Source organism: Cellulomonas chengniuliangii, from assembly GCF_024508335.1.
GTDB lineage: Bacteria > Actinomycetota > Actinomycetes > Actinomycetales > Cellulomonadaceae > Cellulomonas_A > Cellulomonas_A chengniuliangii.
In genome coordinates this window covers 2321931-2344686 of the sequence record NZ_CP101988.1, presented here as the reverse complement: position 1 = coordinate 2344686, position 22756 = coordinate 2321931, and the positions used below count along the sequence as shown (strand labels likewise).

Sequence of the window (22756 nt, the reverse complement as noted above, 5' to 3'; positions counted from 1 at the left end):
TGGGCCAACCTCCTCGTTCGTGCCGAGTGTTCACCTGCGGAGAGCGTTCGCGCCACTCGGCGCCGCGCGGTCTACCCTGGAATGAGGTGCGCGCGCCCCCAGTGCGACCAAGAAGGAGATCGATGAGCAAGGCAGAGCAGATCCTCGCGGCCCTCGGCGGCGTGGCCAACGTGGTCGACCTCGAACCCTGCATCACGCGCCTGCGCGTGGAGGTCACCGACCCCCAGCATGTCGACGAGGCTGCCCTCAAGGAGTCCGGGGCCTTCGGAGTGGTGCGCTCGGGACGCGTCATCCAGGTGATCGTCGGCCCGGAGGCCGACCACCTGGCTGTCGAGCTCGACGCGCTGCGCTAGGCCTCCGGCCTCCCGGAGCCAGCGCTCGGCCCGGACGGCCCGTCCGCCGGGCCCGCGTCCACGCGGCCACCAGGGGGAGTCGGCGACGCGCTCGCCGACTCTCCCTGGTGCTGGGCGAGGAGGTCGCGCTGACCGCCCAGGGGGATGCCCGCCTCCTCGAGGGTGTGGCGGACCTCCCACCGGAGCTGGCGGGCGACCTCCCACTGCATCGCCGGGCTGGTCTTGACGGCCACCTGGAGGGTCACGGCCTCCGCGCTCAAGTCCTCCAGGCCCGTGACCAAGGGCTGATCGCGCAGGTAGGAGCCCACGACTGGGTCCGCGGCGACCTTCGCCGCCGCCTCCCCGAGCAGGGTCTGGACGCGGGAGATGTCAGCGAAGTAGTCGACCTTGACCTCGACCACGGCACGAGCCCACTCCTGGGTGTGGTTGCCCACCCGGGTCAGGGTGCCGTTCGGCACGTACCAGAGGGTGCCGTCCGCGTCGCGGAGCTTGGTCACCCGGAGTGCCACCGCCTCGATGGTCCCGGTGGCCGGCCCCAGGTCGACGACGTCGCCGACGCCGTACTGGTCTTCGAGCAGGATGAAGATCCCCGCCAGGAAGTCCTTCACGACGCTCTGGGCGCCGATGCCCACAGCGACGCCCACCACGCCCAGCGAGGCGAGGAACGGCCCCAGGTTCACGTTGAGCTGGTCGAGCACCAGCAGCAGCATGATCGACCCGACGGTGATCGTCGCGGCCGAGTGGAGCACCGACCCGATGGTCCGTGACCGCTGTGCCCGCCGGGCGGTGGCCAGCGGGTTCGCCCGCTGCAGCACGGCGCCCATCTCCGTCTGGCCGAGCGGGCGCAGCATGCCGCGCTGGTAGAACGGCGTCCCCTCAGCGAGGTGCTCCGAGACGGAGCCGATGAGCCGCCGCAGCACCATGAGCGCGATGCTGCCCGCGAGCAGGATGACGAGGATGCGCAGCGGCGCGCCCGTGAACCAGGTGACGAAGTCGCCGACGGCGTCGCCCACCTCGCCCACCTGCTCGGTGATGGCGGAGGGGCTCGGCTCGGCCGACGGGCCCGACGGCGACGGCGTGGGGGACGCCGTCATGACGGAGGCGATCGCCCTCATGCGACCACCTGGTCCCCGGCGTGCCCGGCGTCGCCGGCGCTCCCTGCCTCCTGGGGTGTTCCGGCGGGCGCGAGCCCGGTGTGGTCCGCCACGAACTGGAGCTGCTCGACGGTGAGCGCGACGGTGCGCGAGAGCGCTCGGCCGCCGTGGCCCACCCCGGTCTCCCGGCGCACCAGCACGGGACGCTCGTGCGGGTCTCCGCTCGTCGCCGCCTGTAGGGCCGCGGCCAGCTTGCGCGCGTGCAGCGGGTCCACGCGGGTGTCGCCCTCGAAGACGGTGAACAGAGTTGCCGGGTACTCGACGCCGTCCGCGACCCGGTGGTACGGCGAGTACCCGAGCAGCCAGTCGAGCTCGCGCGGCACGTCGGCGTCGCCGTACTCGTCGGTCCACGAGGTCCCCAGGCCGAACCGCTGGTAGCGGACCATGTCCAGGAGCGGGGCGGAGCAGACCACCGCGCCGAACAGGTCGGGGCGCTGCGTCAGGGCTGCTCCCACGAGCAGGCCGCCGTTGGACCCGCCCCAGCACGCGAGCTGCCGCGGGGTGGTCCAGCCGTCCGCGACCAGCCGCTCGGCGATGGCGTGGAAGTCGTCGAACACGTTCTGCTTCGCGCCCCGGCGGCCGGCGCGGTGCCATTCCTCGCCCTCCTCGCCGCCGCCACGCAGCTGGGCGACGACGTAGACCCCGCCGGCCTCGACCCACGCCAGCGTGGTCGCGGAGTACGCGGGGTCCAGCGAGATCTGGAAGCCGCCGTACCCGTAGAGGATCGTCGGACGCTCCGCGGTGGGACGGCCGTCGGCGTCGAGCGCGTCGGCCCGGGCGACGACCATCGCGCGGACGGTCGTGCCGTCCTTGCTGGTGGCCTCGAGCTGGTGGACCCGCACGGCGGGCGCCTCCACGACGGGTCCAGGCGGGGCGGCCCACACCGACTGGGCGCCAGTGGCCGTGTCGAGCAGGTGGATGGTGGGGACGGTGGTGTGGTCCGTGTAGGAGTACCAGACCTCGCGGCCGCCCTCGGGGCGGGTGACCAGGCCGTTCACCGACCCGAGCCCGGGCAGGGGGACGACCCCGGCCGGGCCGTCGAGCTGGGCGCCGGTGTGCGGGTCGTGCACGGTCACCTCGCTGACGGTGTGCCGCCGCCGGCTGACGAGCAGCTGCTCGGGCCGCGTCCCGTCGGGCCCCGCCGCGTCGCCCGCGTCCACGAGCGCCACGCCCTCGAGCACCGCGACCGGGTCCTCGGCGACCAGCGTGCGCCAGTGCGGGACCCCGGGGCACGACGGGTCGGCCACCGCGAGACGGCCGCGCGGCGCGTCGAGGTCGGTGTGGAGGTACAGGCGGCCGTCCCGGCCGACCCAGGCGTGGGTGTCCGCGTCGAGGCCCACGGCCACCTCGACCAGGCGCGGGTCGGCGAGCGCCTCGGCGCCGCGGGGGTCGCGGCCGTCGGCGGCGAGGTCGGCGATCCACACGTCGGTGCGCGGCGCGGTGCCGGCCGACGCCGAGATGATGAGCCAGCGCCCGTCGCGGGTGAGCGTGACCCCGTAGTAGTTGGTCATGTCGAGCCCGCCGCCGAAGACCTCCACGTCCTCGCTGGGGTCGGCGCCAACGCGGTGCAGCCAGACCCTGCGGTGGTACTGCCGCTCGTCCTCCGGCACCTGCTCGGCGGGCAGCCGGCGCACGTAGAACAGGTGCTCGCCGCCCGGGACCCAGGCCACGGGGGAGTAGCGCGCGCGGTCGATCGGGCCGTCCACGATCTCGCCCGTCGCGACGTCGAGGATGCGCAGCACGCTCTCCTCGGTGCCCCCAGACGAGACCTGGAACGCCATCAGGTCGCCCTCCTTGCTGGGCTGCCACGCGTCGAGCGTGGTGGTCCCGGCGGGGTCCAGCGCGACGGGGTCGATCAGCACCCGCTCGCGCTCCCGCCCTGGCGCCGACGGGTCTGGCTCGGCGACCACCACCACGGCGTGCTCCTGGGCGCCCTCGCGCCGCATGAAGAAGCGACGGTCGCCGCGCCAGGCGGGGGCGCCCACGAAGCCCGCGCCCAGCAGCTCCTGGAGCCGCCCGGCGAGCGCGTCGGACGACCACACCGGCGAACTGCCCGCTTGTGCCGTGACGCGCTCGCGGTAGGCGGCATACAGCTCGTCCTGCGCAGCCGACCAGGCGGAGGTCTCCGCGGCGTCGGGGTCCTCGAGCCAGCGGTACGGGTCGGCGACACGGCGGCCGTGCAGGTCCTCCACGCGGTCCTCGCGGCGGGCTGGGGGGTAGGCGAGGCTCGAGGGGGCAGACGTGGCGTGCGCGGGCTTCATGACGGGAGCCTACGACTCGGCGCTGGCGGGCCCGCGTCCCGGGCCATGCGCCGAGGGCGGGCGCCCCGCGTGGCGTCGTGGCTCCCGGGAAGCCGCGCAGGCCGCCTCGCCAGAATCATCCGGGAATGTTCCCGCCCTGCTCACGTGCAGAATCGTGATGCTCTGGCAGGATCGACGCGTGACCGATGCGACCGAGGCCCCAGACGAGTCGCTGCTGCGCCTCGGCGCCGCCTACGGGGTCGTGCCCGACTACTGGGGCTTCGACGGGACGCTGCACCAGGTCTCCGCCGCCACGCTCGTCGCGGTGCTGGGATCCCTGGGCGTGGACGCGTCGTCACCCGAGCGGATCGCGCTCGCGATCGCCCACGTCGAGGACATGCCCTGGCGTCGGACGCTCCCGCCCGTGGTGGTGCTGCGGCAGGGCCGCCACACCCACGTGCCGGTGCACGTGAGGCACGGCGACCCCGTCGAGGCCTGGCTCGAGCTGGACCCGGAGTCCGGCGGCGGCCGCCTGGAGGTCACGCAGGCCGACGTGCCCGTGCCGCCGCGCACCGTCGACGGCACCTTGATCGGGCGCGCGACGTTCACCCTGCCCACCGACCTGCCCCTGGGCTGGCACGAGCTGCACGCGAGCGGCCCGAGCGCCGACGCTCGGTGCGCGGTGGTCGTCACCCCCGGCCGTCTCGAGCTGCCGGAGCCGTTGCGCGATGGGCGCGCGTGGGGGTTCATGGCACAGCTGTACTCGGTGCGGTCGCGCGCGTCGTGGGGCATCGGGGACCTGGCCGACCTGGGCGACCTCGCCTGGCTCTCGGCCCGCACCTGCGGAGCCGACTTCCTGCTGGTGAACCCGCTGCACGCGGCCGAGCCGGTCGAGCCGATGACGCCCTCGCCGTACCTGCCCTCGACCCGGCGGTTCGTCAACCCGCTCTACATCCGCGTCGAGGACGTCCGCGAGACGGCGTACCTCTCCGCCGCGGACCGCGCCCTCGTCGAGTGGGCCGCCGAGCCCGCCCTGGCCTTGGGCGCCGACCCCGGGCCCATCGACCGCGACACCGCGTGGACCGCCAAGAAGTCCGCCCTCGAGGTGGTCTACGCGGCGCCACGCTCGGCCGCCCGGCAGGCCGAGCTGGACGAGTACCGCGAGCTCGAGGGGCAAGGGCTCGAGGACTTCGCGCTGTGGTGCGCCCTCGCCGAGCGCTACGCGGGACGCGAGTGGCCCCCGGCCGCGCGGGACGCCTCGTCCGAGCTGGTGGCCCAGGCGCGCGTCGAGCTCCAGGACCGTGTCGACTTCTACGTCTGGCTGCAGTGGGTCGCCGACCAGCAGCTCGGCGCGGCCCAGCGGGCGGCGCTCGAGGGCGGCATGACGGTCGGGATCATGCACGACCTGGCCGTGGGGGCCCACGCCGACGGCGCCGACGCCTGGGCGCTCGCCTCGGTGCTCGCGCAGGGGGCCACCGTCGGGGCGCCACCCGACATGTACAACCAGAAGGGCCAGAACTGGTCGCAGCCCCCGTGGCTGCCCGAGGGACTGGCCCGGGCGGCCTACCGGCCCTACCGGGACATGCTGCGCTCCGTGCTGCGGCACGCGGGCGCCATCCGCATCGACCACATCATCGGGCTGTTCCGGCTGTGGTGGATCCCCGCGGGAGCCGAGCCGTCCCAGGGCGCGTACGTCCGTTACGACCACGAGGCGCTGATCGGCATCCTGGCGCTCGAGGCGCATCGCGCGGGCGCGGTGGTGATCGGCGAGGACCTGGGCGTGTTCGAGCCGTGGGTGCGCGACTACCTGACCGAGCGCGGCGTGCTCGGCACGTCGATCCTGTGGTTCGAGAAGGGGCACGACGACAAGCCGCTCGCCCCGGAGCACTACCGTCGCCTGGCCCTCGCCACCGTGACCACGCACGACCTGCCCCCGACCGCCGGGTACCTGGCGGACGAGCACGTCGCCCTGCGCGACCGGCTCGGCCTGCTCGACGAGCCGGTGGCCGTGGTGCGCCAGGCCTCCCGTGCCGAGCGCGAGGCGATGCTCGCGACCTTGCGCGAGCGCGACCTGGTGGACTCCGACCCGTCGGAGCGCGAGGTCGTCGAGGCGCTGCACCAGCTCATCGCCCAGACGCCCGCGGTGCTGATCGGGGTGTCGCTGGCGGACGCCGTCGGCGAGCGCCGCACCCAGAACCAGCCCGGCACGGACCGCGAGTACCCGAACTGGAAAGTCCCGCTCGCGGACGGCGCCGGCCAGCTCGTCTTCGTCGAGGACCTCTTCGACCATGCCCGGCTGCGCTCGCTGGTCACAGCCCTCAACCGGGCTCTTCACCCGGGCGCCGACGAGGACTGAGGCGCCGACCGCCCTCCCGCGTCACACTGCCGCCACGTCCGCATCGGCCCGTGGAGGCGGCCCGGCGCCGCGTCAGGCGGCGCCGGGCCCCACGTCAGGCCCTGCTGCGGTCCGCCGCCTGGGCCGCGAGCGCGCGGCGCACGCCGTCCCGGGCCTCGACCACGAGCCGGCGGAGCGCTGCGGGGACGTCCGGGTGCTCGGCGAGCCACGTGTCCGTGGTGGCCAGCACGTCGACGCGCGGGTCGCCGGCCAGGTCGGTGGGGTAGAGCCCGACGACGACGTTCTGCGCCATCTCGTTGGTGCGCGACTCCCAGACGCCCTCGATCGCCGCGAAGTACGGCTGGACGTAGGGGAGCAGCAGGCCCAGGTTGTGCACCCGCCCGAACCCGTTGATCGTGGCCGTCTGCACCGCGTTGGGCAGCTCGTCGCCCTCGACCACGGCCGCCCAGGCGGCCGCCTTGGCCTCGGGCGTGGGGATCGCCGCGCGGGCGGCGGCGGCGGCGCGCTGCCCGGTGGCGGTCGGGTCGGCCGCGAGCTGGGCGTCGATCTCGGCGCGTCCCGCACGAGCGCCCGTGACGAGCGATGTCAGCAGCTCCCACCGCAGGTCAGTGTCGATGCTCAGCCCTTCCAGGGTCCGCGAGCCGTCGAGCAGGGCCGCCACCGCGTCGAGCTGGGCGGCGGTGCTCGCCCGGCCCGCGAACGCCTTGACCAGCTGCAGCTGGGTGTCGGACCCGGCGGCCGCCGTCTCGGCGAGCTCGAGCAGCCGGTCGCCGACCGCCACATCGGTGGCCTCGCGGTGCTCGGGCGCCACGTAGAGGTCCACGGCCGTGCTCAGCTGCCGCAGCAGCACCTGGACCACCGAGGAGTCCGTCTCCTGGGCGATATTGCGCAGCACCAGGTCCACGAAGTCGCGGGCCGGCGTCTCGCCGTCGCGAGTCGCGTCCCAGGCGGCCGTCCACACCAGGGTGCGCGGCAGCGAGTCGGAGAAGCCGCCCAGGTGCGCCACCGCCGTCGCGAACGACGCGTCGTCGAGCCGGACCTTCGCGTACGCGAGGTCGCCGTCGTTGACCAGCACCAGGTCGGGGCGCCGCGCCCCGACGAGCTCGGGGACCTCGGTGCGGGGGCCGTCGACGTCGAGCACGATGTGCTGCGTGCGCTCGAGGCGGCTGTTCCCCTTCTCGTCGGTCACGACGTCGTACCCGCCGATGCCCAGGCGGTGCGGGCGCTGGACGGGGTGCTCGGCCGGGACCTCCTGGAGCACGGCGAACGAGGTGATGACCTCGGAGCCGTCCGCGGCGGTCTCCGTGGTGATCTCGGGGCGCAGCAGCGTCACGCCGGACTGCTCGAGCCACAGGGTGGACCACGCGCTCAGGTCGCGGCCGCTGGTGGCCTCGAGCTCGGTGAGCAGGTCGCGCAGCTCCGTGTTGCCCCAGGAGTGCTTCGCGAAGTAGGCGCGCACGCCGGCGAAGAACTCCTCGCGGCCCACCCACGCGACGAGCTGCTTGAGCACGCTGGCGCCCTTGGCGTACGTGATGCCGTCGAAGTTCACCTCGACGTCCTGGAGGTCGCGCATGTCGGCGACGATCGGGTGGGTCGAGGGCAGCTGGTCCTGGCGGTAGGCCCAGTTCTTCTCGAGCGAGGAGAACGTCGTCCACGAGCTGGTCCACTGGGTCGCCTCGGCGGCCGCCAGCGTCGACGCGAACTCGGCGAACGACTCGTTCAGCCACAGGTCGTCCCACCAGCGCATCGTGACGAGGTCGCCGAACCACATGTGCGCCAGCTCGTGCAGGATCGTCACCGCGCGGCGCTCGACGGTGGCCTCGGGCACCTTGGACCGGAAGACGTAGTTCTCCAGGAACGTGACTGCCCCGGCGTTCTCCATCGCCCCGGCGTTGAACTCGGGAACGAAGAGCTGGTCGTACTTCGCGAACGGGTACGGCACGTCGAAGGCCTGCTCGTAGAAGGCGAAGCCCTTGCGCGTGACGTCCAGGATGTTCTCGGTGTCCAGGTGCGGCGCCAGGGAGGACCGGCAGTAGACCCCGAGCGGGATGACCCGCCCGTCGCTGCTCGTGAGCTCGCCGTGCTCGGAGTGGTACGGCCCGGCGACCACGGCGGTGATGTAGCTGGAGATCCGCGGCGTCGTCTCGAAGGTCCACGTGGCCGTGCCCTGGTCGCGGCCGCCGTTGAGGTTGCGCCCACCCTCGACGGGCACGGGCTCGCCGACTGCGGGGGAGTTCGACACGACCACCCAGTGCGCGGGCGCCGTCACCCGGAACGTGAACGCGGCCTTGAGGTCGGGCTGCTCGAACACGGCGAACACCCGGCGGGAGTCCGCCACCTCGAACTGCGAGTACAGGTACACCTCGTCGTCCACCGGGTCGACGAAGCGGTGCAGGCCCTCGCCGGTGTTCATGTACGCGGCGTCCGCGAGGACCACCAGCTCGTTCTGGGCCTCGAGGCCGTCGAGCTGGATCCGGGAGTCGGCGAACACCTCGGCCGGGTCCAGGCTCTGGCCGTTGAGCACGACCTCCCGCACACGGGGGGCGATCAGGTCGACGAACGTGCTGGCGCCCGGCGTCGCCGAGAACCGGATCGCAGTGCGTGAGGCGAACGTCTCGGGCCCGGTCGTGAGATCGAGGTCGATGTCGTACGACTCGACGGACACGACGGCCGCGCGTGCGCGGGCCTCGTCACGGGTGAGGTTCTCAGCAGGCACGCGGGGTCTCCTTCGACGGGGGTGGGTCGGGCTCTTGGCCGGATCCGATCATTCCACGGCGCCACAGCCGACGGCTCATGCCAGGAGCGGATTGCCCCACTACGGGGGCCTAGGGTGCTGGCCGTGATCGCGCATGGGAGCGAGGAGTCCTTCGCCGAAGCCGCGCTCGTCGAGGCTGCGCGATCCGCCATTCGCCAGCGGCGACGGAGGCGTGCACACCGTCGCTGCCGCGGTGCTCGACGAAGACGGCCGCACTCACGTCGGGCTCAATCTCTACCACTTCACGGGCGGCCCTTGCGCTGAGCTCGTGGCACTGGCCACTGCTCGCGCCGCCGGCGCGAGGGCGCCACGGCTCATCGTCGCTGTGGGCGACGACGACCGTGGCGTCCTGGCCCCGTGCGGACGCGACCGTCAGGTGCTCGCCGACTACTTTCCCGACATCCACGTCCTCGTGCCGACCGCGGAGGGGATCCGTGCTCTCCCGGCCGGCGACCTGCTGCCGCACACGTACGCGTGGCCGGCTCAGCGCCAATCGGTCAGAGTCGCCCGCCCTGTCCAGCGCGGTGGGTGGCGTCCGAGCACGATCGGCCAGCGCACCCAGCCGAGCTCAGGTCGTGCTCGGCAGCGGACGGATCGCGATGGCCTCCACCTCGACCAGTTGGTCGTCGTAGCCGAGCACGCTGACGCCGAGCAGCGGGCTCGGGGCGTCATGCGTGCCGAAGGCTGCACGGACGACGTTCCAGGCGGCCCCGAGATCGGCCTGCTGGGACGAGGCGAGGTAGATGGTCGTCGTGACGACGTCGGTCAGCTGCGCGCCGGCGGCTTGAAGTGCGCTGACGCACCGTCGGCGTCCAGAGGGAGCCCTCGCCAACTGCTGCTCAGGTCGGATGACGGTGATCTGCGCACGATTCAGGTCGGCGTCCTCGCGTGCAACGACAGTCGTTGTCCGTGGACGAGAGCCACTGACACCACTGAGCCCATGACATTCCACCCGCACGTCCGTGCGGAATGCGGGCCGATCGGTCAGGGTTGAACGTATGACCTTCCCCCACCGCCAGGAGACACCCATGCCCGAGCTGCCGCAGACGCCATCGTCGAGCACCCCCACCACCGACCCCGCGGCCACGGAGCAGGGCCGTCACCGCCTGGACATGTGGTTCGACCCGGCGTGCCCGTGGGCGTGGATGACCTCCCGTTGGGTCGAGGAGGTCGAGAAGGTCCGGGACGTGGACGTCCACTGGCACGTGATGAGCCTGGCGGTGCTCAACGAGGGTCGCGACCTGCCCGAGGAGTACCGGGCCATGCTGGACGAGGCGTGGGGCCCGGTGCGGGTCATCACCGCCGCCGCGCAGCTGCACGGCGAGAAGCACATCAAGGCGCTGTACGACGCGATGGGCTCGCGCCGGCACCCCGGAGGACGGAAGGACACCGCGGCGATCATCGCCGAGTCGCTCGCGGAGGTCGGCCTGCCGGCAGAGCTCGCCGACGCGGCCGGGACGCAGGAGTGGGACGCGGCTCTGCGGGCGTCTCACGAGAAGGCGATCGCGCTGGTGGGCGACGAGGTCGGGACTCCCGTGGTGGCGTTCGACGGGACGGCGTTCTTCGGCCCGGTCGTCACGCCGATCCCGCGCGGCGAGGCAGCCGGGCGCCTGTTCGACGGCTTCGCGTTGATCACGAGCGTCCCGGGCTTCTACGAGCTCAAGCGCAGCCGCACCGCAGGGCCGCAGTTCGACTGAGACAGGCGCCCAGCCACGGGCGACGGGTGGGGGCGGGGCTGCGCCACGACGGCTGGTCCCGCCCTCTTTGCTGTGTGATGCTGTTCGCCGCGCGCGCCGGACGGTGCGGCGAGGGTGAGAGGTGAGCATCGAATGGCCGAGACCGGCACACGGCTGAGCCCGGGGATGAAGATCTTCCTCGGTGTCGACGCGGTCCTGGTGGTGACGTTCCTCGTGCTGCTCGTGATGGCGATCGCCGGCGGAGGGGCCGAGGACGACGTGGCGTCGCCCGCGGACGTCCCCGCGAGCGCGGTCGGCCAGGTCCAGGCCGAGCCAGACCTCGACGAGGCCGCGGAGCCGGTCTCCTTCACCTTGCCGAGCGGCAACATCGCCTGCGACATGACGGTCGACGGCGCGACGTGCTCGATCGCCAGTGCGGGCTTCGCCCCGACCGCGGAGTGCACGGGCGAGGACGAGCAGGTGTTCGTGGTGGACGCGTCCGGGGTCAGCTCGCCGTGCGCGGCGATCCCCGACCGGTCCGCGGCGAGCGCCGGGACCGAGCTCGAGTACGGCAGTGTCGAGAAGGTCGGCGGCTTCACCTGCACCAGCGCCACCGACGGCGTGACCTGCGTGGGGGAGTCCGGGGCGGGCTTCCGGCTGTCGCGGTCGGCGTTCGTCGAGATTCCCTGACCCGACACGCGGCAGGGCCCCCTCCGACTGAGGCTGGAGGGGGCCCTGCCGCGTCACGGGCGCGGGCGCCCGGCGTGGGCGGTCACCAGATCCGCACGCGCTCCTCGGGGGCGAGGTAGAGCTCGTCCCCGGGCTGGACGTCGAACGCCTCGTAGAACTCGTCGACGTTCCGCACCACGCCGTTGGTGCGGAACTCGGCAGGGGAGTGCGGGTCGGTGGCCAGGCGCCGGATGAGCTCCTCGTCGCGGTTCTTCCCCTGCCACACCTGCGCGAAGCTCAGCAGCACGCGCTGCACGCCCGTGAGGCCGTCGATCACGGGCGCCTCGGAGAGCGGGCGGCCGAGGGCGATCCGGTAGGCCTTGAGCGCGATCGACAGCCCGCCCAGGTCCCCGATGTTCTCCCCGATGGTCAGCTCGCCGTTGACGTGGTGCGAGCCGTCGAGCTGCCGGGGGGAGTACGCCGAGTACTGGTCGATGAGGGCCTTGGTGCGGGTGTCGAACTCCGCGCGGTCCTCCGCGGTCCACCAGTCCTCGAGCCGCCCGTCGCCGTCGTACTTCGAGCCCTGGTCGTCGAAGCCGTGGCCGATCTCGTGCCCGATCACGGCGCCGATGCCGCCGTAGTTGACGGCGTCGTCGGCATCCGCGTCGAAGAACGGGGGCTGCAGGATCGCGGCGGGGAAGACGATCTCGTTCATGCCCGGGTTGTAGTAGGCGTTGACCGTCTGGGGGGTCATGAACCACTCGTCGCGGTCGATCGGCTTGCCGATCTTGCGCAGTTCGCGGTCCTGCTCGAACGCGTGGGCGCGCCGCACGTTGCCGACCAGGTCGTCGGCACGGACCTCGAGCGCCGAGTAGTCGCGCCACTTCACCGGGTACCCGATCTTGGGGGTGAAGGAGTCGAGCTTGGCGAGCGCCTTGGCCTTCGTCTCCTCGCCCATCCAGTCGAGCGCGGTGATCGACTCGCGGTACGCCTCGACGAGGTGCGCCACGAGCTCGTTCATCCGCTCCTTGTGCGTGGGCGGGAAGTGCCGCTCCACGTACACCTCGCCGACGGCCTCGCCGAGCACGCCCTGCACCAGGCTCACGCCGCGCTTCCAGCGGTCGCGGAGCTCCTGGGCGCCGGTGAGGGTGCGGCCGTAGAAGTCGAAGTTCGCCTCCACGATCTCGCCCGTGAGGTACGGCGCGCGTGCGCTGATCGCGTGGTAGGCCATCCAGGCCTTCCAGTCCTCGAGCGGCAGCTCGGACCAGAGCGCCGCGAAGGCCTGCGCGAACGGCGGCTCCTGCATGACCAGGTCGTCGAGCGAGCCCTCGGGCGCGCCGAGCGCGCGCGCCCACGCGGCCCAGTCGAAGCCGGGCGCGGAATCGGCGAGCTGGGCGAGCGTCATGGGGTTGTACGTGAGCTCGGCGTCCCGGTCGCGGACCACGTCCCAGTGGCCCTGCGCGAGCTGGGCCTCGAGCGAGACCACGCGGCCCGCCAGCTCGTCGGCCTGCCCGGCGTCGGCCGCGACCCCGCCGAGGAGGAGCATCCGCGCGACGTGCGGGCGGTAGGCCGCGAGCACGCTCGCGTACTGCGCGTCCCGGTAGTACGACTCGTCGGGCAGGCCCAGGCCGGACTGCGCCAGGTACACGACGTATCGCGTCGGGTCCTTCGCGTCGTTGTCCACCCAGAAGCCGACGGCGCCCGCGGCCCCCGTGCGCTGGAGCTCGCCGAGCGCCTGGGTGAGCGCCTCCTGGTCGCCGGCCTGGGCGATGAGGTCGAGGTCGGGCCGCAGCGGCTCGGCGCCGGCCGCCTCCACAGCGTCCTCGTCCATGAAGCTCGCGTACAGCGCGCCGATCTTGGCCTGGACGTCACCGGCAGCCTGGCCCTCGCCGGAGGCCTGCTGCGCGGCGTCGGTGATGATGTCGCGCACCTGCTCCTCGGCGCGGTCGTGGAGCGCGCGGAACGCGCCGTCCGACGCCCGGTCGGCCGGGATCTCGTGCGTGGCGAGCCAGCGGCCGTTGACGTGGCCGAACAGGTCGTCCTGGGGGCGTGTCCCGGGGTCCAGGGCTGAGAGGTCGATTCCGCTGTGGGTCATGGGTGCAGGCTAGAACACCTCGACTGAGGCAGGATATTGGGCATGCGCATTCACGTTGCCACAGACCATGCCGGCTTCGAGCTCAAGGCCGCCCTCGTCGAGCACCTCCGGTCCGCAGGCCATGACGTCGTGGACCACGGGGCCTTCGAGTACGACGCGCTGGACGCGTACCCGCCGTTCTGCTTCGCCGCGGGCGAGGCCGTCGCCGCCGAGCCGGAGAGCCTCGGGATCGTGCTGGGCGGCTCGGGCAACGGCGAGCAGATCGCCGCCAACAAGGTGCCCGGCATCCGGGCCGCGCTCGCGTGGAAGCCGGAGATCGCCCAGTTGGCGCGCGCGCACAACGACGCGAACGTGGTGGCGCTCGGCGCCCGGCAGCACACCATCGAGGAGGCGCTCGCCATCGTCGACGCCTTCATCGCGGAGCCGTTCAGCGGCGACGTGCGGCACATCCAGCGCATCGAGATGGTCACGGCCTACGTCGAGGCGCACACCCGCTGATCGGCTGAGCGCGAGGACGCCGCCGCGCTCCGCCCGGCCGAGGGAGGCCAGGCGGAGCGCGACGGCGACGAGCGGTCCCGCCAGAGCCGACCCGTCAGAGCCGACCCGTCCCGATCAGAACCCCCACGTGCACAGCGGCGCGAGCGGCCAGGCGAAAGCGGCGCTGGCGGCCTGCAGGGCTCCCGTCCGCCTCTCCTCGACCAGCCCGGCGTCGGCGAAGGCGGCCAGCGACCGTCCGCCCAGGTAGGCGGCCCCGAGCTCGCGGACGTCCAGCGCCAGGTCGGCGTCGTCCTCCGTCCGGGTCGCCTGGAGGTCGTAGGCGCCGTCGGGGCCGACCTCGCCCGTGGTCAGGCGCCAGCGGCCGGCGTTCGCCGGCAGGCGGGTGTCGGCCACGTCGAGCACCACGTCGAGGGGTCCTGAGTAGCGCCGCGCGGCGAGGGCCGCCGGCAGGTCGACCAGGCGGACCCACACGTTGTCGGTGATCTTGGGCGCCGTGTCACGGGCGTCGACGAGCAGGCTGCGGACCCGGTCGTCCACGGGGAGCGGACCGCTCTGCACGGACGCGGTGAGGTCCATGTCGAGCAGGAACGACCACAGCCGGTGGGCTGCGGCGGCGTCGACCGCGGCCGACTCCCGCACCACCACCTTCGTCTTGGGGATGTTGTCGACCCACTCCTCCTTGCGGCGCAGCAGCGCGTACGCGCGGGGCTCGCCGTCGGCGTCGTGCACGCTGGCCAGGCGGAGCGGCTCACCGCCCTGGCGCCAGGCCGGCGGGTCCGCCAGGGCGGTGGCGCGCAGGGTGTCGGTGCTGCGGCGGATCCACCCCGGGCGCCCCCGCCCCGCCGCCTCGTGGACCCGCTCGACGAGCGCGCCGTGCGCCCCGGCGTCGAGCTTCGCGAACCGGACGACGAGGTCCTCCGACCCCGGCACGTCGCGCAACGCCGCCCCGCGCTGGACCGTCACGCGCAGTTCGTCGGCAGCGGAGCCGTAACCGAAGCGCCCGTAGATCGAGGACTCCGCCGCGTACAGCGCTGAGACGGGCTCGCCGCGCTCCTGGCAGTGCGCGAAGTGGTCGGCGATCATCGCCGAGAGCAGGCCCCGCCGGCGCTGGTCCGGTCGCGTCCCCACCCAGGTCAGGCCCGCGCACTCCACAGGCGCCGCGCCGGGCACCGGCAGCTCGAAGTCGAACGAGGCGTGGACCGCGGCGAGGCTGCCATCGGGCGCCTCGACCCCCGAGGCGCGATCCCATTCGATGTAGTCGGGGACCTGTGCCACGGTCTCGGGGTCCGGCTCGTAGCCGAAGGCGAGGTGGTCGACCTCGCGGAACTCGTCGTTGCGGCTCAGGGGGACACGGACGAGGCGGTAGCCGTCGGGAAGAGCAGGCGTCATGAGGCCATAGTGTCGCGCCTCACGTCGGGAGGCCACCAGTTTTCCCTGGTCAGGGCCTCGATCTCGCAGCCTGGCCGGTTACTCTCCCCCCGTGGGCAGTCACTGGTCAGCGGCGTCCCGCGCGCGAGCACTGGCGTCGGCCACGCGGCTCTGGCGCGGGTCGCTCTCGCAACCGCTGCTGACCTGGGCGCTTGTGCTGCTGACCGTGGTCGCGTCCGTGGCGGTCGTGACCACGGGTAACTGGGTGCCGGTCTCGGTGCTCATCCTCATCGAGCTGCTCGGCGCGTTCCTGCTGCGGCTGCGCGGCATGGTGGTGCTGTGCTCCGTGATCGCCGCGGAGTGCGTGGGCATGGTGGTCGCCCGCTCCGAGGCGTTCAATCCGGGGGAGATGCTGGTCCAGGGCGTCTCCATCGTGGCCCTGCTGGCGTTCGCGTTCCATCGCGAGCAACTGGGCCTGCAGGGCGCGCCCGGCGGCCTGATGCTCGTGGACCTGCGCGACCGGCTCGCCGCGCACGGCCGCATCCCGCGGCTCCCCGCGCCCTGGCGGGTCGACAGCGCGCTGCGCGCGGCGTACGCGGAGGCGTTCTCCGGCGACTTCGTGGTGGCGAGCACGGCGGAGCGCGGCACATTGCTCGAGGTCGCCGTCGTCGACGTGTCGGGCAAGGGGCAGGCCGCCGGGGTGCGGTCCCTCCTGCTGTCCGGGTCGTTCGGCGGGCTCCTCGGCGCGATGCCACCCGAGGAGTTCCTGCCCGCCGCGAACGACTACCTGCTGGCGCAGGACTGGGACGAGGGGTTCGCCACGGCGATCCACGTCTCCGTCGACCTCAGCACCGGCGAGTACTGGATCGTCTCCGCGGGCCACCCGCCAGCGGTGCAACTGCACGCCGGATCGGGGCGGCTCGACATCATCGACAGCATCGGGGCCCCCGCGCTCGGCGTCGTGAGCGACCTGCGCTGCGTGCCCGTGACCGGGCGCCTGCTGCCGGGTGACACCCTGATGCTGTACACGGACGGGGTCATCGAGGTGCCCGGGCATGACGTGGAGATGGGGATCGACCGGCTGATGGGCGCGGCCGAGCGGATGCTGTCGACGGGTCGAGGCGGGGCAGAGGCCGTCCTCGCGGCAGTGCGGGCGAGTGAGGGCGACGACCGGGCCCTCGTGCTGGTGCACCGCGACCAGTCCTGACATCGGAGAGCCGGGGAGCGCATGGACGAGGAGTACACCGAGATGGTCCTCGACCTGGTCGCGATGATCCCCCCGGGCCGCGTCATGACGTACGGGACGGTGGCCGAGGCGGTGGCCGACGCCCTCACGGCGGCGGGCGGCTCGGCGCGGGGCGGCCCCCGCCAGGTCGGTGCGGTGCTCGCCCGGACCGGGGGGGACGTGCCGTGGTGGCGCGTGGTCAACGCCAGCGGCCGGCCGCACTCGCCGATCCGTGCGCTCGCGGAGTACGCGCGCGAGCAGACGCCGCTCACCGCGGACGGCGAGCGCGTCGCGCTGCGGCGGGCCGTCTGGTTCCCCGACGACCCGCCGCGCGACTGAATTCCCGGCGAGCTCAGCCCGGCGAGCGACGGGAGCTGATCACCCCGGTGTCGAACCCCGCGAGGTGCAGCCCGCCGTGGAACCGCGCGTGCTCGATCTTGATGCAGCGGTCCATCACCACGCGCAGACCGGCGGCCTCGCCCTCGCGGGCGACGTCCTCGTGCCACGAGCCCAGCTGCAGCCACAGGGACCTCGCCCCGACCGCCACCGTCTCCTCGAGCACCGACGGCAGGTCGTCGTGGCGGCGGAACACGTCGACCAGGTCCGGCACGACGGGCAGCGACGCCAGGCTCGGGTACACCGGCCGGCCGAGGATCTCGGTGGCGCGCGGGTTGACGAAGTACACCTCGTACGGCGAGCTCGAGAGCAGGTACGTGGCCACGAAGTAGCTAGCGCGGGACGGGTTGTTGGACGCGCCGACGATGGCCACCGAGCGGGTCGCGCGCAGGAGCGAGAGCCGTTCGGGGGCGCTGGGCCCGGTCCAGGTGCGCTCGACGGTCATCGGGCTGCCTCCACCACGGCGTCGTTCGCGGTGGTCGGCGCGGTGGCGGCGGCCAGGGCCTGGTCCAGGTCCCACAGGATGTCCTCGACATCCTCCAGGCCGACGCTGATCCGCACGAGGTCCTCGGGAACCCCCGCGGTGAGCAGCTGCTCGGCGCTCAGCTGCTGGTGCGTCGTCGAGGCGGGGTGGATCACCAGGGTGCGCGAGTCGCCGACGTTCGCCAGGTGGCTCGCGAGCTGCAAGGACTCGATGAACCGGCGCCCCACGTCCCGCCCGCTGCGGTCGGCGGTGCCCGCCAGCCGGAAGGCGAAGACCGCTCCGGGCCCGGCAGGCAGGTAGTGCGCGGCACGCTCGTGGTGCGGGTGGCTCGGCAGGCCGGCCCAGAGGACCGACGCGACACGGTCGTCCGCCTCGAGCCACTCGGCGACGGCGCGCGCGTTGGCGAGGTGCGCGTCGAGCCGCTGGGGGAGCGTCTCCACGCCCTGCAGCAGTTGGAACGCCGACTGTGGGGACAGGGCCGGGCCGATGTCGCGCAGCTGCTCGCTGCGCAGCTTGGTGAGGAACCCGTACTCGCCGAAGTTCTCCCACCAGCTCACCCCGCCATACGACGGGACGGGCTCGGTCATCTGCGGGAACTTGCCGTTGCCCCAGTTGAACCGGCCTGACTCGACGACCACGCCGCCCAGCGTTGTGCCGTGCCCGCCCAGGAACTTGGTGGCGGAGTGGATGACGATGTCCGCGCCGTGCTCGATGGGGCGGATCAGGTACGGAGTCGACAGCGTGGCGTCCACGACCAATGGGACACCGGCGGCGTGCGCCACCTCGGCGAGCCCTTCGAGGTCGGCGATCTCCCCGGACGGGTTCGCGACCACCTCGGTGTAGACGACCTTGGTCTCGGGCCGGATCGCCGCGGCGTAGTCCGCCGGGTCGGTGCCCGCGACGAACGTCGTCTCCACGCCGAAGCGGCGCAGCGTGACGTCGAGCTGGGTGACGGTGCCGCCGTAGAGCTGGGCTGAGGCGACGACGTGGTCGCCGGCGCCGACGAGCGCGGCGAAGGTGATGAACTCTGCTGCCATGCCCGAGGCGGTGGCCACGGCGCCGATGCCGCCCTCGAGGGAGGCGATCCGCTCCTCCAGGGCCGCGACGGTGGGGTTGCCGATGCGGGAGTAGATGTTCCCGTACTTCTGCAGCGCGAACAGGTTCGCGGCGTCGTCCGTGTCCTGGAAGACGAACGAGGTCGTCTGGTAGATGGGGACGGCGCGCGCGCCGGTCGTGGCGTCGGGGATGCCCCCCGCGTGCAGGGCTCGTGTGCGGAACCCCCAGCGTCTGTCGGTCATGCGACTCGTGCCTCCTCGGCCTCGATCTCACGGACGAGCGGCAGGACGGCACTGCCGAACTGCTCGATCTCCTCCTGGAAGTGCAGGTAGCCCAGCAGGAAGAGGTCCACGCCGCGCTTCTTGTACTCGACCATGCGCTCGGCGACTTGCTCGGGCGTGCCGATGAGCTGGGTGCGGAAACCGTCGTTGTACTGGATCAGGTCCTCGAACGTCGAGTCCGCCCACATTCCCTTGCCGTCGCGCGTGGCCTTCCCCGCCTGCGTGACCGCGTCACGGAACCCCTCGACGGCCGGCTTGTGGGCCTTCGCGACGATCTCGCGCAGCACCTCGCGGGCCTCCTTCTCGGAGTCGCGCACGATCATGAAGCCGTTCAGCCCGAACCGCACGTCCCTGCCAGTCGCCGCGGCGTGCGCCGAGACCTCCTGGTGCTGCTCGGTGAACCCGTCGTAGTCCTTGCCGTTCGAGAAGTACCAGTCGGCGTGCCGTCCCGCGGTGGCCCGCGCCGCGGTGGAGTTGCCGCCGAAGAAGATCTCCGGGTGCGGGCGCCCCGGGACGTCGACGGGCGGGGGCTGCAGCGTGAAGTCGTGGATGCGGTAGAAGTCGCCCAGCAGCTCGAAGTCCTGCTCGGTCCACAGCCCGCGCAGCACCTGGATGAACTCGGCGGTGCGGCGGTACCGCTCATCGTGGTCGAGCCACGGCTCGCCGAAGTTGGTGAACTCCTGCTTGAGCCACCCCGACACCACGTTGACCGCAGCCCGGCCGCCGGAGAGGTGGTCGGCGGTGATGATGAACTTCGCCAGCACCCCTGGGTGCCACAGGCCCGGGTGCACCGCCGCGATGACCTTGAGCCGCTCGGTGGCCAGCAGCAGCGCGAGGGAGAAGCTGGTGGACTCGTGCTGCTGGGCCGCGCCGTAGCTCGCGGCGTAGCGCACCTGCGACAGGGCGTACTCGAAGCCGTTCGCCTCGGCGGTGCGCGCCAGGTCCCGGTTGTACGCGTACCCCCAGTCGGTGCGCTGCTCGATGTCGCTGACGACCAGGCCGCCTGACACGTTCGGGACCCAGTAGGCGAACTTCAGGTCGGTGGGCTCGGCCCCCGTGGTGCGCGTGCTGCCTGCGTCGGTGCTCATCGTGTCCCCCTGCTGGTCGATGGATCGATCGGTGCGGCGCTGGACGCGCTGCCGACGGGCCCCGGCATGGGGCGCGAGGCGATCAGCGCGGCGATGTCGTCGATGGCCCACGGGTTCTGCAGCGACGTGGCGTCGCCCAGCGGGTCGCCGTCGAGGAGCTGGGCGAGCAGCCGGCGCATGATCTTCCCGGAGCGGGTCTTGGGCAGGTCGGGGACCAGCAGCACGTCGCGTGGCTTGGTCACCGGCCCGATCGCCTGACCGACGTGCGCGCGCAGCTCGTCGCGCAACGCGGCTGTGGCCGCGTGCCAGGCGGCGGTGTCCAGGGACCCGTCCGCACGCCGCGCCGGCGCCTGCGTGGGGATGACGAAGGCCGCGACGGCCTGGCCGGTCACCGCGTCCCGCACCCCGGCCACCCCGGCCTCGCCCACCGCGGCGTGCGCGACGAGCGCGGACTCGATCTCGATGGTGGACAGCCGGTGCCCCGAGACGTTGACCACGTCGTCGATACGACCGAGCAGCCAGATGTCGCCGTCCGCGTCCCACGACGCCCCGTCGCCCGCCAGGAAGTAGCCCTGGCCGTCCTCGCCCTTGCCGGCGAACCGGCGCCAGTACGCGTCGAGGTAGCGGCGGTCGTCGCCCCACACCGTGCGGGCCATGCCGGGCCACGGCCGCTCGACGACCAGGTAGCCGCCTGAGCCGAACGGCACAGGCTCGCCCTGCTCGTCGACCACCTTGGCGGAGACTCCCGGCAGCGGGCGGGTCGCGGAGCCCGGCTTGAGGGTCGTCGAGCCGGGCAGCGGCGCGATCATCGCCGCGCCCGTCTCGGACTGCCACCAGGTGTCGACGATGGGCGCGCGGCCCCCACCGATCTGCTCGTGGAACCACACCCACGCCTCGGGGTTGATCGCCTCTCCCACGGTGCCCAGCAGGCGGATGCTCGAGAGGTCGTGCGTGCCCGGCAGGCCGTCCGGGAACCACGTCATGAGCGTGCGCAGCAGCGTCGGGGCCGTGTAGTAGGTCGTCACGCCGTAGCGCTCGATGACCTCGAGGTGGCGCTCGCGGTGAGGGGTGTCGGGCGTCCCCTCGTAGATGACCTGGGTGAGCCCGTTGGCCAGCGGGCCGTAGATCTCGTAGGTGTGCGCGGTCACCCAGGCCAGGTCCGCGGTGCACCAGTGCACGTCGTCGGGCTTGGCGTCGAAGTGCGCCCAGTGCGCCCACGCGGCGTGCGTGAGGTAGCCGCCGGTGGTGTGCACCAGGCCTTTCGGCTTCCCGGTGGTGCCCGAGGTGTAGATGATGAACAGCGGGGTCTCGGAGTCGAAGGACTCAGCCTCATGGGTGTCGGGCACGTCGACGATGGCGTCGTGCCACCACACGTCCCGGCCCGGCGTCCACGCGACGTCCTGGCCGGTGCGGCGCACCACGAGCACGTGCTCCACATGGTCGAGGCCCTCCACGGCGGTGTCGGCGGCGGACTTCACCTCGACCGCCTGGCCACGCCGGAACTGCCCGTCGCTGGTGACCAGCACCTTGGCGCCGGTGTCCTGCACCCGGAAGCGCACGGCCTCCGCCGAGAAACCGCCGAAGACCAGCGAGTGGACCGCGCCGATCCGGGCGATGGCCAGCGTCACGACCACCGTCTCGGCGATGACCGGCAGGTAGACGACCACGCGGTCGCCCTTTCCGACGCCGAGCGCGGTGAGCGCGTGCGCGGCCTGCGCGACCTCGCGCTGGAGCTGGGCGTAGGTGATCGAGCGGCGGTCGCCGCGCTCACCCTCGACATGGAGCGCGACCTTGTCGCCGTGCCCCGCGTCGACATGCCGGTCCACGCAGTTCACTGCCGCGTTCAGCCGTCCGCCCACGAACCACTGCGCCTGCGGCACGGTGAGCTCGTCGGGCTCGCCGCCCGGCACGGGCACGGCGGGGGACCAGGTGTGCGCGGTGTGCCACGGGGTGTCCCACTGCAGGCGGCGCGCAGCGTCCTCCCAGAACGCGACAGGGTCGGCGGCGGCCGCCGCGAGCAGCCGCGCGTGCTCGGCCGGGCCGATGTTGGCCTGAGCGGCGAACTCGGCGGGCGCCGGGAACGTGCGGTCCTCGACCTGCAGCGCGGAGATCGTCGGGTTGGCCACGTCGGTGCTCATGCCCACCTCCGCAGCAGCGACTTCTCGGCCACTCCGATCAGCGAGTCCGTGAGCTTGCCGAGCAGGGCCAGCAGCACGATCGCGAGGATCATCCGGTCGATGCGGCCGTTCTGCCCGGAGTCGAGCAGCAGGAAGCCCAGGCCCATCGAGGAGTTCAGCAGCTCCGCCGCCACCAGGAAGAGCCACGACTGAGCCAGGGCGAGCCGCAGCCCCGAGATGACGGTGGGCACCACGGCCGGGAGCTGGACACGCGCGAGCAGCCGGGCGCCGGTCAGCCCGTACGCGCGGCCGGCCTCGACCAGGTGCGGGTCCACGTGCCGCAGCGCTCCCGCGACGGTGGTGTAGACGGGGAAGAAGGCGCCGATCGCGATGAGGATGAGCTTGGAGTCCTCGTTGATGCCGACCCACAGCAGCAGCAGCGGCACCCAGGCGAGGGACGGGACGGCGCGCACCGCGCCGAGGGCAGGGGCGAGCAGCACGTCGCTGACCCGGGACAGCCCGACGAGGGCCCCCACGGCGAGTCCGAGGAGCGCGCCGACGGCGAAGCCGATGAGCACGCGCTGCGTCGAGATCGCCACGTACTGCCCGAGCAGCCCGCGCTCGGCCAGGTCGATCGCGGCCAGCCACACCGACTCGGGCGTCGGGAGCTGGTAGGCGGGCACGCGGCCGGTCGTTGTCGCCCACTGCCACAGGGCCAGCAGGACCGCGGGCAGCACCAGGCCCGCCAGCGCTCGCACCGCCCGGCGCTCGGTGAGGGCGCGCGACCGCCTTCCCGGGGACGCGTCGTCGGCCCTGTGCGGGCCGGAGGGGTCACGGCCCGCGGTGTCGAACGGGTTGAACGCGCGCACGGCGGGCAGCGTCCGGCCGGCGTCGTCCGTGACCGGGCCGACGCCGGGGATCCCGACGGGGACGGACATGAGTGCT

17 protein-coding genes and 1 pseudogene are annotated in these 22756 nt (G+C 72.9%); 7 read left to right on the top strand and 11 right to left on the bottom strand.

All coding sequences use genetic code 11. From position 1 onward, the window contains the following. Positions 1–122: 122 nt before the first annotated feature. On the top strand, positions 123–353 hold the full coding sequence (locus NP064_RS10815) for a PTS sugar transporter subunit IIB (RefSeq protein ID WP_227569641.1): 231 nt from the start codon (positions 123–125) through the stop codon (positions 351–353). On the opposite strand, the gene NP064_RS16660 is transcribed toward NP064_RS10815, so the two are convergent. Further along, positions 350–1468: a mechanosensitive ion channel family protein gene (locus NP064_RS16660; RefSeq protein WP_284439667.1), complete on the bottom strand. Its 1119-nt coding sequence runs from the start codon at positions 1466–1468 to the stop codon at positions 350–352. The genes NP064_RS10815 and NP064_RS16660 overlap by 4 nt on opposite strands. Beyond that, positions 1465–3768: a prolyl oligopeptidase family serine peptidase gene (locus NP064_RS10805; RefSeq protein ID WP_227569642.1), complete on the bottom strand. Its 2304-nt coding sequence runs from the start codon at positions 3766–3768 to the stop codon at positions 1465–1467. Before NP064_RS10805 ends, NP064_RS16660 begins: the two co-directional genes overlap by 4 nt. A gap of 157 nt (positions 3769–3925) precedes the next feature. Between NP064_RS10805 and malQ the strand changes: the two genes are divergently transcribed. Continuing rightward, entirely contained in the window at positions 3926–6103 is a 2178-nt protein-coding gene (malQ, locus tag NP064_RS10800; protein WP_372456372.1) for a 4-alpha-glucanotransferase, read from the top strand. A gap of 94 nt (positions 6104–6197) precedes the next feature. Here the strand turns inward: malQ and pepN are convergent, their stop codons facing one another. Continuing rightward, entirely contained in the window at positions 6198–8819 is a 2622-nt protein-coding gene (gene pepN, locus NP064_RS10795) for an aminopeptidase N (protein ID WP_227569644.1), read from the bottom strand. A 607-nt stretch (positions 8820–9426) separates the two neighbouring features. After that, a pseudogene (locus tag NP064_RS10790) lies at positions 9427–9657 on the bottom strand (RidA family protein); the annotation flags it as partial. A gap of 229 nt (positions 9658–9886) precedes the next feature. Here NP064_RS10790 and NP064_RS10785 point away from each other — a divergent pair. Both NP064_RS10785 and NP064_RS10780 read left to right on the top strand, forming a co-directional pair. Next, the gene (locus NP064_RS10785; RefSeq protein WP_372456373.1) at positions 9887–10555 is read left to right on the top strand and encodes a mycothiol-dependent nitroreductase Rv2466c family protein; all 669 of its coding nucleotides are present in this window, start codon (positions 9887–9889) and stop codon (positions 10553–10555) included. A 132-nt stretch (positions 10556–10687) separates the two neighbouring features. Then, complete coding sequence (locus tag NP064_RS10780) at positions 10688–11224, top strand: hypothetical protein (RefSeq protein WP_227569645.1); 537 nt, start codon at positions 10688–10690, stop codon at positions 11222–11224. Positions 11225–11306: 82 nt separating this feature from the next. On the opposite strand, the gene NP064_RS10775 is transcribed toward NP064_RS10780, so the two are convergent. Further along, entirely contained in the window at positions 11307–13298 is a 1992-nt protein-coding gene (locus NP064_RS10775; RefSeq protein WP_227569646.1) for a M13 family metallopeptidase, read from the bottom strand. Positions 13299–13340: 42 nt separating this feature from the next. On the opposite strand from NP064_RS10775, the gene NP064_RS10770 reads away from it, so the two are divergent. Beyond that, positions 13341–13796: a ribose-5-phosphate isomerase gene (locus NP064_RS10770; RefSeq protein ID WP_227569647.1), complete on the top strand. Its 456-nt coding sequence runs from the start codon at positions 13341–13343 to the stop codon at positions 13794–13796. 114 nt (positions 13797–13910) lie between these two features. Here NP064_RS10770 and NP064_RS10765 read toward each other — a convergent pair whose 3' ends face one another. Next, a complete protein-coding gene (locus tag NP064_RS10765; RefSeq protein ID WP_227569648.1) occupies positions 13911–15185 on the bottom strand; it encodes a GNAT family N-acetyltransferase in 1275 nt (424 codons plus the stop codon). Between the two features lie 91 nt (positions 15186–15276). Here NP064_RS10765 and NP064_RS10760 point away from each other — a divergent pair, with 91 nt between their 5' ends. Further along, entirely contained in the window at positions 15277–16371 is a 1095-nt protein-coding gene (locus tag NP064_RS10760) for a PP2C family protein-serine/threonine phosphatase (protein ID WP_227569649.1), read from the top strand. Positions 16372–16392: 21 nt separating this feature from the next. Beyond that, entirely contained in the window at positions 16393–16728 is a 336-nt protein-coding gene (locus NP064_RS10755; protein ID WP_227569650.1) for an MGMT family protein, read from the top strand. Between the two features lie 13 nt (positions 16729–16741). Here NP064_RS10755 and NP064_RS10750 read toward each other — a convergent pair whose 3' ends face one another. From NP064_RS10750 to NP064_RS10730, 5 genes are read right to left on the bottom strand one after another with little or no spacing between them, the layout of a single operon-like run. Beyond that, positions 16742–17230, bottom strand: a complete 489-nt coding sequence (locus NP064_RS10750; RefSeq protein WP_227569651.1) for a CoA-binding protein — start codon at positions 17228–17230, stop codon at positions 16742–16744. Beyond that, on the bottom strand, positions 17227–18567 hold the full coding sequence (locus NP064_RS10745) for an O-acetylhomoserine aminocarboxypropyltransferase/cysteine synthase family protein (protein WP_227569652.1): 1341 nt from the start codon (positions 18565–18567) through the stop codon (positions 17227–17229). Before NP064_RS10745 ends, NP064_RS10750 begins: the two co-directional genes overlap by 4 nt. Then, positions 18564–19694 (bottom strand): dimethylsulfone monooxygenase SfnG, encoded by a 1131-nt coding sequence (gene sfnG / locus NP064_RS10740; protein WP_227569653.1) that lies wholly within the window; start codon positions 19692–19694, stop codon positions 18564–18566. The genes NP064_RS10745 and sfnG overlap by 4 nt, the downstream gene beginning before the upstream one ends. Next, the gene (gene acs / locus NP064_RS10735) at positions 19691–21832 is read right to left on the bottom strand and encodes an acetate--CoA ligase (RefSeq protein ID WP_227569654.1); all 2142 of its coding nucleotides are present in this window, start codon (positions 21830–21832) and stop codon (positions 19691–19693) included. Before acs ends, sfnG begins: the two co-directional genes overlap by 4 nt. Further along, entirely contained in the window at positions 21829–22749 is a 921-nt protein-coding gene (locus NP064_RS10730; protein WP_227569655.1) for an ABC transporter permease, read from the bottom strand. The genes acs and NP064_RS10730 overlap by 4 nt, the downstream gene beginning before the upstream one ends. Between the last annotated feature and the right edge of the window lie 7 nt (positions 22750–22756).